Annotated in this window: 15 protein-coding genes and 1 pseudogene; 3 read left to right on the top strand and 13 right to left on the bottom strand. The window is 59.2% G+C overall.

Annotated features, from left to right (window positions below):
* From Q7L05_RS09035 to blaOXA, 5 genes and pseudogenes are all read right to left on the bottom strand, one after another.
* Positions 1-187 (bottom strand): annotated as a pseudogene (locus Q7L05_RS09035) (SAM-dependent methyltransferase); the annotation flags it as partial.
* A gap of 2 nt (positions 188-189) precedes the next feature.
* A complete protein-coding gene (locus Q7L05_RS09030; protein WP_303905114.1) occupies positions 190-1191 on the bottom strand; it encodes a pyridoxal phosphate-dependent aminotransferase in 1002 nt (333 codons plus the stop codon).
* A gap of 906 nt (positions 1192-2097) precedes the next feature.
* Positions 2098-2829: an MBL fold metallo-hydrolase gene (locus Q7L05_RS09025; protein ID WP_303905112.1), complete on the bottom strand. Its 732-nt coding sequence runs from the start codon at positions 2827-2829 to the stop codon at positions 2098-2100.
* Between the two features lie 1571 nt (positions 2830-4400).
* Positions 4401-4550 (bottom strand): hypothetical protein, encoded by a 150-nt coding sequence (locus tag Q7L05_RS09020; RefSeq protein ID WP_303905110.1) that lies wholly within the window; start codon positions 4548-4550, stop codon positions 4401-4403.
* Positions 4551-5285: 735 nt separating this feature from the next.
* Positions 5286-6068, bottom strand: coding sequence for a class D beta-lactamase (gene blaOXA, locus Q7L05_RS09015; protein ID WP_303905106.1), 783 nt, complete (start codon positions 6066-6068; stop codon positions 5286-5288).
* Between the two features lie 448 nt (positions 6069-6516).
* On the opposite strand from blaOXA, the gene Q7L05_RS09010 reads away from it, so the two are divergent.
* The 3 genes from Q7L05_RS09010 (at position 6517) to Q7L05_RS09000 (ending at position 7722) form a co-directional block, all read left to right on the top strand.
* Positions 6517-6786, top strand: coding sequence for a metal-sensing transcriptional repressor (locus tag Q7L05_RS09010; protein ID WP_303905103.1), 270 nt, complete (start codon positions 6517-6519; stop codon positions 6784-6786).
* A gap of 112 nt (positions 6787-6898) precedes the next feature.
* Complete coding sequence (locus tag Q7L05_RS09005; protein WP_303905100.1) at positions 6899-7243, top strand: hypothetical protein; 345 nt, start codon at positions 6899-6901, stop codon at positions 7241-7243.
* Positions 7244-7278: 35 nt separating this feature from the next.
* Complete coding sequence (locus tag Q7L05_RS09000; protein ID WP_303905097.1) at positions 7279-7722, top strand: hypothetical protein; 444 nt, start codon at positions 7279-7281, stop codon at positions 7720-7722.
* A gap of 262 nt (positions 7723-7984) precedes the next feature.
* Here the strand turns inward: Q7L05_RS09000 and Q7L05_RS08995 are convergent, their stop codons facing one another.
* From Q7L05_RS08995 to Q7L05_RS08960, 8 genes are all read right to left on the bottom strand, one after another.
* On the bottom strand, positions 7985-8872 hold the full coding sequence (locus tag Q7L05_RS08995) for a TIGR00730 family Rossman fold protein (protein WP_303905094.1): 888 nt from the start codon (positions 8870-8872) through the stop codon (positions 7985-7987).
* 21 nt (positions 8873-8893) lie between these two features.
* Complete coding sequence (locus Q7L05_RS08990) at positions 8894-9316, bottom strand: hypothetical protein (RefSeq protein ID WP_303905091.1); 423 nt, start codon at positions 9314-9316, stop codon at positions 8894-8896.
* A 54-nt stretch (positions 9317-9370) separates the two neighbouring features.
* A complete protein-coding gene (locus tag Q7L05_RS08985; RefSeq protein ID WP_303905088.1) occupies positions 9371-10762 on the bottom strand; it encodes an MBL fold metallo-hydrolase RNA specificity domain-containing protein in 1392 nt (463 codons plus the stop codon).
* Between the two features lie 257 nt (positions 10763-11019).
* Positions 11020-11730 (bottom strand): ABC transporter ATP-binding protein, encoded by a 711-nt coding sequence (locus Q7L05_RS08980; protein WP_303905085.1) that lies wholly within the window; start codon positions 11728-11730, stop codon positions 11020-11022.
* 1 nt (position 11731) lies between these two features.
* A complete protein-coding gene (locus Q7L05_RS08975; RefSeq protein WP_303905082.1) occupies positions 11732-12937 on the bottom strand; it encodes an ABC transporter permease in 1206 nt (401 codons plus the stop codon).
* The gene (locus Q7L05_RS08970) at positions 12934-14085 is read right to left on the bottom strand and encodes an efflux RND transporter periplasmic adaptor subunit (RefSeq protein WP_303905080.1); all 1152 of its coding nucleotides are present in this window, start codon (positions 14083-14085) and stop codon (positions 12934-12936) included. The genes Q7L05_RS08975 and Q7L05_RS08970 overlap by 4 nt, the downstream gene beginning before the upstream one ends.
* Positions 14082-14690, bottom strand: a complete 609-nt coding sequence (locus Q7L05_RS08965) for a TetR/AcrR family transcriptional regulator (RefSeq protein WP_303905077.1) — start codon at positions 14688-14690, stop codon at positions 14082-14084. Before Q7L05_RS08965 ends, Q7L05_RS08970 begins: the two co-directional genes overlap by 4 nt.
* Before the next feature lie 430 nt (positions 14691-15120).
* Positions 15121-15408 (bottom strand): GIY-YIG nuclease family protein, encoded by a 288-nt coding sequence (locus Q7L05_RS08960; protein ID WP_303905075.1) that lies wholly within the window; start codon positions 15406-15408, stop codon positions 15121-15123.
* Between the last annotated feature and the right edge of the window lie 350 nt (positions 15409-15758).

Here is a 15758-nt window from a genome sequence, read left to right as displayed (position 1 = left end):
CGATGCCGACCTGCACGCCCAGCGGGGCGGCGAAACGCCCGGTGCCGACCCCAATCGACAAGCCCAGCCCCTGCCAGGGAAACTGGGCGCGAACCGCCAGCAGCTCCGAGTGGTAGGCCGCCGCGTGGCGCACGAACCAGTCGTCATAGCGGCGGTGATGGGACTCAAACGGCGCGGTTCTTGGCATGCTCAGAGCAGCTCTCGCAGTGCGGCCATGACACGCTCGTTGTCCTCGGGCAGCGCGGTCGTCACGCGCATGAAGCCGGCGCCGAGCAGCGGATCATTCAAGGGTTTGATATAAATGCCACGCTCGCGCAGTTTGCTCGCCAGCTCGGCCGCGCCCTGCGGTGCGAAGTCGGCAAGAAAGAAATACGTGCCAGTCGGATAGGTGCGCACACCGAGGGCGCGCAACTCCGCGGCCAGGTCTTCCGTCCAGGTGCGCAGTTGTTCGACCCGAGCGCGGATCTTGTCTTCGTGCTGCAGGGTAGTGAGTGCCGCCGCCTGACTGGGCCGGGCCAGGGGATAGGCGTCGTTGTGTGAATTGAGGTCGTCGGCCAGATCCTCGGGTAAAATGGCATAGCCGACGCGAAACCCGGCCAGGCTGTGCGCTTTGGACAGGGTTCGGGTCACCAGCAGGTTGGGATAATCGGCCACGAGCTGCGCAACCGACTCGCCGGCCAGACCGATGAAGGCCTCATCCACCAGAAAGTGCGTGTGCGGGTAACGGCGCAGCAGTCCGGGCAACGGCTCCATGTTGAAGCTGCCGCCGTTGGGATTGTTGGGATTGACGATGACCGCGAGCGTAGTGCCGTCAGGGATCGCTAGCTCCCCCAAATCGAATACAAAATCATTCTCCGGCAGGAGCCGAGTCTCGGTGTAGTGCTGCGCGACCTCCGGAAAAAGCGGATAGGTGGGTGTGAGCAGATGCACCTGTTGACCCAGCCGTTCGAACAACTGGCGCAGGATCAACTCAGAGCCGGCATTGATGTGTACCAGCCGTTGCGGCACGCGCAGGCTGTCCGCGATGAATCGGCGCAAGGGTTCGGAGTAGGGCTCCGTATAGTAATTGCTGCGCGGCACTTCGGCCTGCGCGGCGGCAATTGCCTCATCGATAGGCGGTAACGGGTTTTCGCAAAGCAGCAGCTTGATGCCCTCGAATGTTCCGCCGCCCTTTTCAAGTATCGATGTCATCGGCCATCTCCTTTATGCCTTGGATATCCTGTTCAGGAAGACTCCCCTTCGGACGAGTCCGGGCTTCGTTGTCGCTTTTTTGCCTGTTTTTCCTGGAGCAACCGATGATGATACGAACCTTCCCGGAGCAGCTTCGCCCCGCAGCCGGGGCAGCGTTCCTCCTGACACGGGATACCGCGGCGATGGGGGATTTTTTCACCACACTTCGGACAGACACAGAAGCCGCTCGCCCCCATTTCATGTCTGCGTTTCACTGTCATGAGTCACGCTCCTGTAACTGCTCGCCCGGGTGATTATGCGCGGCATAGGAGATTCGTCATCCCCGCGCAGGCGGGGATCCATGTGTCTATCTCTTGCGGTTCGAGCCGGATTTCCCGTCATCCCCGCGCAGGCGGGGATCCATATGTCTATCTCTTGCGGGTCGACCGGATTTCCCGTCATCCCCGCGCAGGCGGGGATCCATATGCCCATCTCTTGCGGGTCGATTCGGATTTCCCGTCATCCCGCGCAGGCGGGGATCCATATGTCCATCTCTTGCGGGTCGAGCCGGATTTCCCGTCATCCCCGCGCAGGCGGGGATCCATATGTCCATCTCTTGCGGGTCGAGCCGGACTCCCCGTCATCCCCGCGCAGGCGGGGATCCAGGACGATTCGGACCAGTGCGCCAAAAGCGACCCTCGTCATCCCCGCGCAGGCGGGGATCCAGGACGATTCGGGCCAGTGCGCCAAAAGCGACCCTCGTCATCCCCGCGCAGGCGGGGATCCATTTTGAGCCATGCCGCTGCTCTCTGGATTCCCGCCTACGTGGGAATGACGGGGAGTGAGCAGTTAGCGCTCCTGTGAATTGTTTTTCATCCATTTGGCTTCGGTCATCACATGCCGCGGACAGTGTCGGTAGGTTTACGCTTACCGCGGCACCTCGATGACAGCGCCCAAGCCGCCCTCGATGAAGTCATCCTGCCATGCATCGCGAAACAGGCGGATTGCGTTGTCCCCGGTGCAATGGCTTGGGGCGACCTTCTTGACGCCCAACGCTTTCAATCGCTTGATGACCGCCCGGATCTCGGCATCACTCCTGCCACCCAGATGAAATCCTCCCATCAGCAGATAGATGTTCTTGCCTAGATAAGCCTGTGCCTGTTCCGCCATATTGGCCACGTTGGGATGCGCGCAACCCGTGATCACGACAAGCCCACGCGGCGTGTCGACAATCAGAGCCTGCTCCTTGATGCCATGGTTCATCTCGCCGGTCGAATGAATGCTGTCCAGAAGCTGTCGTGGGCCGGCGGACACGGTTTCAACCGCTGCGCCGAGCCGTATGACCTCTCGCCCGAACGCTGCCGGAAATGATTCAGGTAGATACACGGTAACATCAGGATTGCGTGCCAGGAACGTGTCCAGCCCGCCGGTGTGGTCGCCGTGGATATGAGAAAGGACGACAGCCTCAACCGCTTCGGCATCGAGACCGAGCCGTTGCATGTTCGAGAGCAAGACATCGCCATTACCGCCCGTGTCGAACAGTACGACTTTGTCCAGGCCATCGATCAAACAGGCGAAGCCCCACTCGGTCTGCAGTCCTGCTTTGTAGGGCAGGTTATTGAACACGACATGGAGTCTGACTTGATCCTGTTCGGCCACCGTACCCCCTGCCGCAACGACGGATTGTGTCATGAAAAGGGCCCATCCAAAGAGTAGCATCAGCGTGATGTTTCTCGATGTACGCATAGGGAAAATGCCGGTTTGGTCCGTTTTTCTGCCTTGAAGCCCCAATTTAACTTTAGGCGAGGCGTAACTGCTCGCCCGGGTGATCGCGCACGGCCCAGGAAATCCGTCATCCCGCGTAGGCGGGGATCCATTTTGAGCCATGCTTCTGTTCTCTGGATTCCCGCCTCCCCCCCGCCTGCGCGGGGGTGACAGGGAATGACGGAGGGGGTGAGTAGCTACGGGGAGGCAAGACATAATCCAGGATTAGCACATGCCGGCACAGCGCTGCACAAGAAGCCTCACCAAGACAGCGCGGACATTCGTCAACCTGCTCTACCCATTATCATCGGCATGCTGTTATTGACGAGTCTTGCGGTCACCTGTTTCCGGAGCGGATATCGGCTGGCCTGTTCGGTAGCAGTGATACGCCGGATGCCCCGATTGGAGCGTCGGTTGGAAGTATCGCGTGGGCAACTGCTGGGACAACAGTCCCGTGGAATGATTTTTCGAGTTTGAAAACGGAGTGGATCTTGGTTGGCGCCGAACGTGGCTGAGAAGCAGTGTTGGGATGCTCATAAATCAGTGGCCAAAATGACTTGACCACTACACCGCCGAATTACCTGGATACCCATTCCACGCCCTATTGAGTCGGAAACGCCACGGCAGCCGTGAAGACGTTTTCCTTCACTCCTTACGATGGGTGTGTGCAGGCAGTTCGCCTAGTGAACTGCTGTCGAAGGAGGGGGAATTCCTCGCCGCTAAATACGTGTTCCAAATGGTATCCATGCATGTAGGAGCGACGGAAGTCGCGAAACGCGAATCGCGGCTTCCGCCGCTCCTACATGTGTCTCCGTATGTCACCAAAGGAGCGTGTTGGATACGAATTCGGAACAGCTATTTAGTTAGACTTTTCGGTCCCCGGCGTTGGGCAGAAGTCTGGGAACCCGCTCATGCAAGGGGAAAGACCTGACCCCATTTGCTGTGACCCCATTTGCTGCTCACGAAATGCCGAATCGCGGCTTCCGCCGCTCCTAGATGTGTCTCGATATGGCACAAAAGAGCGTGTTGGACTTTTCGGTTCCCGGCGTTGGGCAGAAGCCTGGGAACCCGCTCATGCAAGGGGAAAGACCTGACCCCATTTGCGTATGACCCCATTTGCGTATTTTCCTACGCTCCTTACGATGGGTGTGTGCATATAGGCAGTTCGCTTAGTGAACTGCTATCGAAGGAGGGGGAATTCCTCGCCGCTAAATACGTGTTCCAAATGGTATCCATGCATGTAGGAGCGACGGAAGTCGCGAAACGCCGAATCGCGGCTTCCGCCGCTCCTACATGTATCTCGGTATGTCACCAAAGGAGCGTGTTGGATACGAATTCGGAAAATTCGGAACAGCTATTTAGTTAGACTTTTCGGTTCCCGGCGTTGGGCAGACTCAGGGAACCCGCTCATGCAAGGAGAAAGACTTGACCCTATTTGGACCCCCTCTTTGCAAAGGGGTATTGGCTCAGCGGCCCTGGCGCAGCTTGTCGTAAAGCAGTGTCCACGCAAAGATCAGCAGCAGCACCGGGCCGCCCAGAAGTATCTGCAACGGAGCCGGAAGAGGGAAGCGACTTTTGGAAGTGGGCTTGCGGGCCCCAAGGGGAGTGACACACATGGTAATTCACCTGAATGGGCCAGTCGCCCCGACAGCGCCTTCTGGACTGACGATTTTTGATTATTCAAAAAATGGGGACAGCCTTGGCTCCGGCCTACTCGTGGCGCCTTAAGTAGCTGTCGGACAAGTTATTTACGATATCAAATATATATCCCGACTTATAGCCCCCGATTCTCTTCCGGTCGTCCGCCTGCGCTGGCACGGCCCGAAAGCCCCGCGCTCTTGCGCGTAGGCGGGATACACGCTGTTGGACTAAACCGCCCGGCAGGGCGTTTGGACTAATGAGGTTTGTATTCGGCGCGCGGGTTTGGATGTGCTGCCGATTGACTGCAGGGATGCGAAAAAGGAAAGCGAAGCGCCGTCCGCAGCGTTGAGTAGCTGGGTTGTCCATGGATGGGCACATCCTTTCGGTTAGTTCCATGCGAGACCAATATCCCAAACCGGCGTAGTGGCGTCAATTGCCAATGACGGCGCGACTGGGCTCTCACCGGTCCGTCACATCGACGATGTTCCGGGAAACGTCCGCGCTGTGAGGGGACGATAGCCACGAGCACCAGCTTCCCGGCGCTGCAGTGCGGACAGCAGTGGATATCAGCGCCCAGTACCCGCCGCATAAACTGCTGGATGCTGTCGACTTCCGCAGGTGTCATCTCTGCCGCCCCCAGTGCGGTTAGGGCTCCCATTGTTGCATGCTACGACGCGAGGCCTGAGCCCGTTGCGCGCTCTTGTGTTCTCTCACAGCACCCTTAGCGCTTCAAGGCTTGCCTTACCGATCTCAACACGCTTGCTTGCGTCGGACGCCTGCTGAATATCGATATTCAATGCAAACGTATACACGTGATCATCTTTTTGTACCCAGCCGACCCACCAGCCGATACCACGGTCAGGCGCATTCTCCCAACCCGTTTTCCCATACAGTTGCCAATTCTCGCCTTGTTCTAGACGGACAATCTCTCGAACACTCTGTTGGACATCCTCGTGTATTGGCAGTTTGCCCTGAGCCAGCCGCGCCAAAAATCGGGCCTGCTCGACTGCGCTAATCTTGAGCGGTCCTTCGAGCCAGAAAGTATCGACGGTCGCACCTATATCTTCATTTCCAAAGCCAAATTTCGAGACGTTCTCGCGCATTCGCTCCAGGCCAACGCGACGGGCAAGCTCCTGATAGATCGGAACATTGGACAGCGCGATAGCCTCACGCAGCCCCATATCTTTTTCCCATACATCGAAAGGCTGCGGCTTACCACCGTAGGGCAGGACATCATCAACACTCTTTACCGCCTTGACAGAAAGGCCAATCAAGCTGTTTGGAATCTTGAAGGTAGAGGCGGGAACGAAGCGCACTTTTGAACGGGTCTGGTTGTGGCCTACAAATCTGCCTGCATCGACGTCATAGAGTACGAAAGTTCCTGTCACGCCTGCACTCTTGAATAACTCTCCAACTTCGGGGCTTTCCTTCCAGCTTGTCGAGCAGCCTTGCAGGAAAAAAAGTGTGAGTAATACGGTGAGTAGTGATTTCATGGTTGTCCTTCTTAAGCTAACGAATGGCGTGTACCGGGCCTGTGCTGGCACGGCGTCGCGCCGAGACCCCGCGCCCTCGCATGCAGGCTGGATACACGCTGTTGGACTAAACCGTCGGGCAGGGCGTTTGGGCTAATGTTTGTATTTCGCGCGCGGGCTTGGATGTGCTGCCGATTGACCGCAGGGATGTGAAAAAGGAAAGCGAAGCGCCGTCCGCAGTGCTGGGTAGCTGGATTGTCCATAGACGGGCACACATCCTTTCGGTTAGTTCCATGTGAGACCAATATCCCAAACCGGCGTAGTGGCGTCAATTGCCAATGGCGGCGCGAGTGGGCTCTCACTGGCTGTCAACTCGCCTGACCCTGTTGCGCGCTCCGTCATTTGTCTTGACAAACCTGTCCCCCCCCATAGGATAATCTTTCCTCCCGTTTTGGTTGGAATCTCAAGCATGGCTCATATGCACGAATCGTACCCCGACATCATCAAGCGCCTCAAGCGTGCCGATGGGCACTTGCGGAAAATCATCGACATGATCGAGGAGGGGAAGCCCTGCGTTGAGGTCGCTCAGCAACTACAAGCGGCCTACAAGGCTATTGGCAATGCCAAGACGGTATTCGTGCAGGATCACATCGAGGGGTGCCTGACGGGCGATGCCGATTCAACGGCCGAGCTGAAGAAAAGCCTGCGGGATCTAAAAGAAATCTCAAAATACCTGTAATCGGAGGAGGGGCGTTATGAAGAAGTACCTGTTCGGGCTCATCGGCCTACTGCTTACTTCAAATGCAGTGGCTCATGGCATGTCCGCCAGTGCCATGGTGAAGTAAGTGCCCATGACGCTCACCCTCATCAAGATCTTTACCGCGGCGGCCGTTATCGCCTTTGCGTCATGGCTGTCCGGCAAGAAGCCCGAATTGGCGGGTTTCATTGTCGCCCTGCCGATAGCCTCGCTCATCGCGCTGGCCTTTTCCTACATCGAGCATCGCGATCCCGAGGCAAGCATCACCTTTGCCAAAAGTATCCTGGTGGGCGTCCCCGTCTCCTACCTCTTTTTCGTGCCTTTTTTCTTCGCTGAAAAGCTGGGCAACAGTTTCATCCTGAGCTACGCGGTCGGTCTGCTTCTGCTGGTCAGCGGATTCTTCCTCCATCGCTACATCATGACCGGCATTGCTGGCTAGATGGCATTGCCCTTCGGAGTTACAGAAGATTCATCATGAAAAAGGTTGTTATTACGACGCTTGTTTTTCTACTGACTACCCTTTCTCACGCACAAGAGAAAGATGCCGAGGCGTTGGTCGCCGGCAAAGAGAAGGCGGACATGACTTACCGGCAGCTAATGGAGATTATGGGCGAGGCTTCGTCGATGATGCACAAGGGCGTGCTCAGGCAGAACAAGCAGATGGTCAAGGAGGGGGCGAATATCCTCCTGACCCATCCTGCGCCAAACCACAAACCGTGGAGCATCATGGCCGAAGAGGATCAGGCCGGTTTCAAACAGAGCCTGCTGGCCTACGACCAGCTCCTCGACACAAGGGCGGAAAAGGTCGTCGAGGACGCAGACCAGGGGGCATGGACGAAAGCGAGCAATAGCCTGAATGACCTGAATGCCACTTGCCTTTCATGTCATGCGATGTGGCAGGAGAAGGTGAAAAGGTAGGGTAGTTTGGCTCCATGGCCGGCGCACGCCGCCAAATTACTTCGCCAAGCGAAGGATCGGGGCTCGCGTTGTCGCATGCCACGATGCGAGGACTGAGACCCGTTGCGCTTACAGGTTTATTTTACTCAGACCGCATTCAAACGCCGGCAGCACTTTCTTTGTCGAGCTGAACCAGGGTCCGGCGCGAGACAGCAAGTGCTTGTCAACAATGCCAGTATCGAAGGAACAAACGAGTGTTGGGAGAAGGAGAACGCCCGCATGCTTATTCACCGGTGGACATGGATTCCGGCGGTTTGCCTCCGTAAAAGGTTTCCAGTACGGCGATGATTTCTACTGCTGTGTCTACGCGGGTGAAAAGCCGCGCGTCTTCAACGCTGATGAAGCCCTCGTCCACCAGGTAGTCGAAGTCGACGGCGCGGTGCCAGAACTCGCTGCCGACCAGCACGATGGGAATGCGTGCCATCTTGCCGGTCTGCACCAGGGTCAACACCTCGAACAGTTCGTCGAGCGTGCCGTAGCCACCCGGGAAGGCGACCAACGCCCGCGCGCGCAGCAGGAAGTGCATTTTACGCACGGCGAAGTAACGGAACCGGAATGCGAGTTCCGGGCTGATGAAAAGATTAGGCTCCTGCTCGTGCGGCAAGGTGATGTTGAGTCCAACGGAACGCGCCCCGGCCTCGAAGGCCCCTTGGTTAGCCGCTTCCATGATGCCCGGACCGCCTCCGGTGACTACGACGAAATCCTTGCGCCCCTCCTGCTGGAAACGGGATGAGACCATGCGCGCGAAGCGTCGCGCTTCCTCATAGTAGCGAGCCTGGGCAAGCTGGCGCCTGGCGGCGGCCAGTTCCTTCGCCTGTTGCGGTCCGGCCTGCCCGGCTCGCGATTGGGCCTCCAATTCGGCAAGGCGTGCTTGCGCCTCTTCCCGGGAGAGGATGCGTGCGCTGCCGAAGACCACCACGGTGGAGCCGATCCCCTGCTTGCGTAGCTCATGTTCCGGCTTGAGCAGTTCCATTTGCAGACGCAAGGGACGCAGGTCGTCATGGGACAGGAATTCGGTGTCTTCGTACGCCAATCGATAGGCTGGCCCGCGCAGGATTGCCTCGCGCAGCGCCTGGCGTTCCTTCTCGGTGGGCGTGTCACCAGTCGACATGGTCAGAATCTCCGGCGACGCTCACGATCGCCCGCCAGCGCCGACCGGCTGCATAGTGACCGCCACGACGCCAAACCAGACCATCGCCACCACCATGGCGATGCCGCCGACGAGGACAAGGACAGGCGGCAGCCCCAAGACCACTTCGGCAAGGATTCCGAGTGGCATCAGCATACCGGCCAGCGCCAGCCACGAGATCCATTTGGCCGAGAACGCCCCGATCGGAAGCCGCAACAGCAGATAGCCCACGACCACATTGATGAACGCGAACAGGTTGCCGTGCACGTGCGCCAGGCGTGATTCGAAATGCTTTCCGACCGCATAGTCGGCGATCCACTGCGCCTTGCCGGGCGCGAAGTCGCGCAGGTAAATGAGGATGAAGCCGTAAACCATGAAGGCTGCGAGAAACAGGAAGCCCGTGGCGATGTTCTTCTTACCTTGCATGTTGTCCTCCTTGTTGTACCAGTTGATGAGAATGGAAGGTTGCCCCGGCGGCATTCACAACATCACGTTCTGGCCGGGCTCGGGCACCGTCACCGTCCAGCCGTCGGCCCGCAGGTATTCGGCAAGCCCGAGCGCCGCCGTCTCCTCGCCGTGCACTACGAAAGTCCGGGCGGGGGGCTTGCGGAAACTGCCTGCCCATGACAACAGGGCTCGCCGGTCGGCATGCGCGGACAAACCGCCTACGGTATAAATCCCCGCCCGGACGGGGATGTCTTCTCCGAGAATACGCACCCGTTTTGCGCCATCGACCAGACGCCGGCCGAGAGTGCCCCTTGCCTGGAATCCGGTGATCAGCACGCTGCATTCGTGCCGGGGCAGGTTGTAGCGCAGGTGGTGCTTGATGCGCCCGGCATCACACATACCGCTGGCTGAGATGATGATGGCGCCCGAGCGGATCTGGTTCAGGGCTTTGGACTCGTCGACACTCGCTGTGAAACGGAGATAAGGCAGGTTCTTGCCCTCGGCGTGCCAGGTCGAGAGTTCTTTCGCCGCATCATCGAACAGGTCCAGATGTTGCCGGGTGATGCGGGTTGCTTCAGTGGCCATCGGCGAGTCGACGAAAATTTTCAGGTCGTTCAAGCGGCCGTCACGGGTCAGGCGGTGCAGATGGTACAAAACCTCCTGCGTGCGGCCGACGGCAAACGCTGGCACGATGACATTACCCCGTTCCAGGGTGTGCTCGACAAGCCCGATCAGCTCCTCGCGGGTGGTCGCCAGGTCCTTGTGGTTGCGGTCGCCATAGGTGGACTCGATGACGAGGATGTCCGCCTCCTCGATGGCCGTGGGATCACGCAAGATCGGCCGCCCCGGCTGGCCAAGGTCCCCGCTGAAAACAACCTTGGTCGTCTGGCTTCGTTCGGTAACCCAGAGCTCAATGATGGCCGAACCGAGAATGTGGCCGGCATCGCGAAAACGGCAGCGCACACCGGCATGAGGCGTCAGCTCCTGATCGTAGGCGATGGAATGCACCTGGTGCAGGCATTCTTGCGCATCCTGCATGGTGTAGATGGGCGCGAGCGTCGTGTCCTTGCCACGCGTCTTCCTGGCACGGCGCTCGGCGCGCTTGGCGTCACTCTCCTGGATGTGCGCACTATCGGGCAGCATCACATGGAGCAGGTCTGCAGTAGCGGCGGTGGTATAGATCGGCCCTCGGTAGCCTGCACGGGTAAGCTTGGGCAGCAGGCCACTGTGGTCGATGTGTGCATGGGTCAGCAGCACGAAATCGATCGACTTCGGGTCGAATGCGAACGGCTTACGGTTGCGGGCCGGCGCCTCGCGCCCGCCTTGCACCATGCCGCAGTCCACCAGGAAGCGGGTGTCTGCCGACTCAATCAGATAGCAGGAGCCAGTGACTTCGCGGGCTGCGCCGAGAAAGGTGATATTCATCGAGTTACTCCTTGTGCGGCTTTTCGCGCTGAACGAGCCAGGGAGCCTGGTGCGCCCCTTCGCGCATTTCTTCCAGCCGTTATGGTTATTCGTTTCCGTGGGCGACCGGCCATTACCTATGTCAGCGGCGAGTCAGGTCCGGTCGTCCATGTGTGCGAAAGGGATGACGCGTGATCTGCCGCCATCGATAGAAGCGTTCCCATTCGGGTTGGTTCGTATCGCTTCCGATCATGACGAGGTCTCCCTTACCTGCAATGTCATTCGAACCCCTTGCCTTCGCCCGCCTCCTCGTGGGTCACGCCGTCGCGTATGTGATACACGCGCTTAAACGTGGGGATAATCTTCTCGTCATGGGTGACGACTATGATGGCTGTCTCGTACTCCTGCGCCATTTCGTTGAGGATGCGGATGACAGCCATGGCGCGTTCGGAGTCCAATGGGGCCGTGGGCTCGTCGGCCAGGATAACCGGAGGACGATTGACGAGGCCGCGCGCGATGGCCACGCGTTGCTGTTCACCGCCGGAAAGCTGCGATGGCACAGCTCGCGCCCGGTGCTGCACATCCAGTGCTGTGAGCAGATCCAGCGCGTGTTTGCGCGCTTCGCCGTTGGGGACACCCGCCAGCATAGGCAGCAGCGCCACATTGTCAGTGACATCAAGGAACGGGATAAGATAGGGCGCCTGGAAGACGAAACCGATCTTGTCGCGCCGCAAAGCGCGCAGGTCGCGCACCCTCCAGCCGTCGTCGTAGATCACCTCGTCACCCAGTACCATCTCGCCGGCGGTGGGGGCAATCACCGCCCCCAAGCACTTGAGCAGGGTGCTCTTGCCCGAACCGGATGGTCCGACCAGCCCCACCACTTCGCCCGGCGCCACCTGCATGTCGACGCTCTTCAGAGCATCTACGGCGGTGTCGCCTTCGCCGTAGCGTTTTCTCAGCCCATTAATACGGATTCCCTTGCCGCTCACGTCAACCTCCGATCGCTTCGGCCGGATCGACCTTGAGCGCCATTCGGATGGCAATGACACTGGCGAGCGCGCAGATCACCAACACGGCAAAGAATCCCACAATAGAGTCCTGCGGCATGAGCAACACATACTTGGGAAAAAGCGGCGCGGCGTAGGTTGCGGTGATCTTGCCGACAGCAAAGCCAATGACTCCGAGGGCGAGTGCCTGCTGCATGATCATCGCAGCAATCGTACGATTCCTTGTACCGATGAGCTTCAGCACCGCTATCTCGCGGATCTTGTCCATGGTAAGCGTGTAAATGATGAAAGCGACGATGGCGGCGCTAACGATAGCCAGAATCACCAGGAACATACCGATCTGTTTGGACGAGGTGGCGATCAACTTACCGATGAGGATCTCTTCCATTTGGGCCCGCGTATAGACCGTCATGCGCTTCCAACGGCGAATGGATTCCGCCACCTCGTCCGGTACGGCGCTGGGCGCAATGCGCACGAGAACGGCATTGACGGAGTTGCTGCTGGCCTGCGAAGCATTGATGGCGTCGAGCAGGCCAGGGACACCGGGGCGATTGAAGGCTGGGTTGACCTCGGTGCGGCGCCGGCTTTGCCAGATAGCATCGTTGTCCTTGAGAAATTGTGCTTCCTGGGCGTCCTTGAGCGGTATGAACACCATAGGATCGCCGCTGGAAGAGACCATGCGCCGGGTGAGGCCCACCACGGTGTAACGGTTGCGCCGGATGGTCAGGATGTCGCCTAGCTTGAAGCCGGTGGCGACGTCGGCCACTGCCTCGTAATGTCCGCGCGTGATCTGGCGACCCGCCACAAGGTAGGGTGGCCAGCCGGGCGCGCCCCACGACTCGCCGGGAACGATGCCGACCACCATAGAGCGCACGTCGCGCTCGTCCATGCGCACCTGCATGGTCAGATAGGTCACATTCGAGGCGTGGGTCACTCCCGGCAAGGCGAGAATGCTGCGATACAGATCATCGTTTATGCTGGACGATTCCGCGTAAGGGCCGAGGGTATCTTTCTGCACCACCCATAAATCAGCGCCGCTGTTGTCCAGCAGGACCTTGCCGTCGTCCACCATGCCCCGGTAGACCCCCGCCATGACCAATGTCACGCCGATCAGCAGGCCGAGACCGAAGCCGGTAAACACGAACTTGCCCCAGCTATGGAGGATGTCGCGACCGGCCAGGCTGATCATCTCAACACACCTGAAAGGTGCTCGACGATATGGATTCGGTTTTTCGGACTGAGCGCCTTTTCGCTGTAGACCACGATCCGATCTCCCTGCCTCAGCCCTTCGAGCACCTGTACGGCTCCATCGAGGTCGGCTCGTCCTAGCGTGACCGGGACGAAGGCAAGCGTGCCATCCGTGATCTGCCAGACGCCCAGTTGTTCGCTATGGCGCTGTATGGCCGCGTTGGGGATCGTGGGCGTCGCAGGCAGCGCCGGCAGGTCGACCGTGACCTCGGCAAGCTCACCGATAGGTGGCAGAGGCACCGGTATTTCATCGAAGACAACCTTGACCAGCATCTCCTCGGTCACCACGTCCGCCTTCAACTCCATCCGCAGCACCCGGCCTGTAAAGGTCTCGCTTTTGCGCGAGCGCAGGACGATGTGCGCGGGAAGATCTGCGGCTAGTCCCTGGGCACTTACCTGATCGAAACGCACGTTGACCCACAGGCTCTTCGGATCGATCATTTCCACGACCGCCTGACCCGCGACGACCGTCGTGCCAGGATCGGCATCGCGCAGGGTGATGACCCCATCGACCGGCGCAATCAGGCGCAGGTTTTCCTGCTGCGCGCGCAGAGCTTCCAGATCGAATCGGACACTATCTATATCTTCCCGCGCGGCTGTCAGGGCGGCATTCGCAATCTGCAATTCCTGTTGCTTTGTTGTCAGAACCTCCTCGCTGATCGAGCGAACGGCAAAGAGTTGCTCGTAGCGCCGCGCTTGAGCTTCGGCGTAGGATTGTCGCGCCGTCGACTCGCGCAGGACCGCTTTGACCCGCTTGAGCGCCGCCTCCTGTGAGCGAACCCGATCATCGAGGTCCACTGGATCGATCTCGCCAAGGAGCTGCCCCGCCTTGACGTAATCCCCCACGTGGACATCAAGCCGTTTCACACGTCCGGCAAACGTCGGACCGATCTTGTAGGTGTAACGAGCCTCGACCGTGCCGATACCGTACAGCGCAGGACGAATCGGGCGTGACTCCACCTCGGTTTCAGTCACGGCCACTAGCGCCAGCGGTCCTGAGCGCAGGGCGACATAGACCAAAAGAGCCAAGAGCGGAACGATGACGGCGATCAGTGCCAGCGTGCGACGTTGGAAAGGAATTGTTTTCACTTTTCGCTCACTATGCCGCGCAAATAAATCGCGAAGACCCGCGGTGCATCGCGGCGTATGCGCCCAACGTCACCCACCAGCAGCGATTGCATGACCAATCCCTGGATCACGCCGGTCAATAGGGTGATGGCAGCCTCGGCATCGAGCGCTGCCGAAAGCTTTCCTGCTGCCTTGCCTTCCTCGATCGAGTGCTGCAGACGTTCGCCATAACGGCGGATGAGCGTCTGCGCCATGCGCTTGGGTGCGGTCATCTCGGCACGCTGCAACTCGCCGAACAGCATGCGCGGCACGCCCGGGTGCTCGGTGACGAACTCCACGTGTGCCATGAACATGGCCTCGATAGCGGCAATGGGAGACGTAGCCGCCTGGGCGGCCTTATCCACGCGGGCGAGCAGCCTCTCTGCCACCCACTCCATAACCGCCTGTAAAATGGCGTCCTTGGTCGGAAAGTGTTTGAACAGAGCCCCTTGGGTGACGCCCATGAACTTGGCAATTGCAGTGGTCGTGATTTGGCTCGGATTCTGCTCGGCCGCCAGTTGCACTACAGCCTCGACAGTGGCGGCACGGCGCTTGTCTGCAGGCAGGTGTTTTCGATGCGGGCCCATAGTTTTAGTAAAGTAAGTAACTTATTACTATCTTACCCGTGCGCTGTTGCCTGTCAAGACGTTAGGGCGAGAGTGTCTCGCGTCGAAATCCGGACACGTCATTCCCGCGATCTCTGCCGTCATTCCCGCGAAGGCGGGAATCCAGGCATCCGGAACCCAGGCTTCCGCGGCAGCGTCCTGCCACCAACGTCGTTCCCGCGGAGGCGGGAATCCAGGCATCCACGGGAACCCAGGCTTCCCCGGCAGCGTCCTGCCACTACCCGTCACCCGCGAAGGCGGGAATCCAGGCTCCACGGGACCCCAGGCATCCGCAGCAGTATCCTGCCACTACCCGTAATTCCCGCGAAGGCGGGAATCCAGAGGTCACTCACATCAGGCAACCACCTGCCAAAAACGCGAAGGGCTGCCGGCATCACCGGAGGTCCGTGCCTCAAACGGCAATCTCGGAATAAAGGTCCCGCCACTCGGGATTGCCTTTCTCGATCAACGCCAACTTCCAGGCACGATTCCATTTTTTGAGCCGCTTCTCGCGCACAATAGCGCCGACCATGTCCTCGTGTAGCTCGAAATACACCAGGCGATGAACCCGGTATTTCTTTGTGAAGCCTTCGGACACATTGTTCCTGTGCTCCCAAACGCGTTTAACAAGGTCGCTGGTGACGCCAACGTAGAGCGTGCCGTTGCGCCGGCTGGCAAGGATGTAAACAGCAGGTTGCATGGGCTTCCCTTTCCGTGTGGATTCCCGCATCCACGGAAGTAAGAGTACGTCGGAGCATTCGGGATATGGATAACAAGGAACACACTAAGCCGTTCTGGACCAGGGAATCAATGGGCGTTTGTTTGGTAATCGTTTGAGCGTTGCGGCCCGTGTGGACGGGTGCGGGGTTCCACAGTGTGCCGGTCCCGGCTTAGCGGGAATGACGTGGCAGGTCGTAACCGCAGCGGCGATGAGTCCGGCGCGGTGGCTCCCCAAACATCTGGATTCCCGCCTTCGCGGGAATGACGGGTGCGGGTCGCGGGAATGACGGGTGCGGGTCGCGGGAATGACGGGTGCGGGTCGCGGGAATG

Origin of the sequence: Thiohalomonas denitrificans, from assembly GCF_016841685.1 — a bacterium.
GTDB classification, from domain to species: domain Bacteria; phylum Pseudomonadota; class Gammaproteobacteria; order Thiohalomonadales; family Thiohalomonadaceae; genus Thiohalomonas; species Thiohalomonas denitrificans_A.
This window is presented reverse-complemented; position numbering and strand designations above follow the sequence as displayed.

What these genes read in the sequence shown, in the direction of transcription:
- blaOXA (WP_303905106.1), bottom strand. Translation starts at nt 6,068, where the DNA reads ATGAAATCACTACTCACCGTATTACTCACACTTTTTTTCCTGCAAGGC.
- Q7L05_RS08990 (WP_303905091.1), bottom strand. Translation starts at nt 9,316, where the DNA reads ATGCAAGGTAAGAAGAACATCGCCACGGGCTTCCTGTTTCTCGCAGCC.
- Q7L05_RS08965 (WP_303905077.1), bottom strand. Translation starts at nt 14,690, where the DNA reads ATGGGCCCGCATCGAAAACACCTGCCTGCAGACAAGCGCCGTGCCGCC.
- Q7L05_RS09000 (WP_303905097.1), top strand. Translation starts at nt 7,279, where the DNA reads ATGAAAAAGGTTGTTATTACGACGCTTGTTTTTCTACTGACTACCCTT.
- Q7L05_RS09020 (WP_303905110.1), bottom strand. Translation starts at nt 4,550, where the DNA reads ATGTGTGTCACTCCCCTTGGGGCCCGCAAGCCCACTTCCAAAAGTCGC.
- Q7L05_RS09030 (WP_303905114.1), bottom strand. Translation starts at nt 1,191, where the DNA reads ATGACATCGATACTTGAAAAGGGCGGCGGAACATTCGAGGGCATCAAG.
- Q7L05_RS08995 (WP_303905094.1), bottom strand. Translation starts at nt 8,872, where the DNA reads ATGTCGACTGGTGACACGCCCACCGAGAAGGAACGCCAGGCGCTGCGC.
- Q7L05_RS09005 (WP_303905100.1), top strand. Translation starts at nt 6,899, where the DNA reads ATGACGCTCACCCTCATCAAGATCTTTACCGCGGCGGCCGTTATCGCC.
- Q7L05_RS08975 (WP_303905082.1), bottom strand. Translation starts at nt 12,937, where the DNA reads ATGATCAGCCTGGCCGGTCGCGACATCCTCCATAGCTGGGGCAAGTTC.
- Q7L05_RS08985 (WP_303905088.1), bottom strand. Translation starts at nt 10,762, where the DNA reads ATGAATATCACCTTTCTCGGCGCAGCCCGCGAAGTCACTGGCTCCTGC.
- Q7L05_RS08960 (WP_303905075.1), bottom strand. Translation starts at nt 15,408, where the DNA reads ATGCAACCTGCTGTTTACATCCTTGCCAGCCGGCGCAACGGCACGCTC.
- Q7L05_RS09010 (WP_303905103.1), top strand. Translation starts at nt 6,517, where the DNA reads ATGGCTCATATGCACGAATCGTACCCCGACATCATCAAGCGCCTCAAG.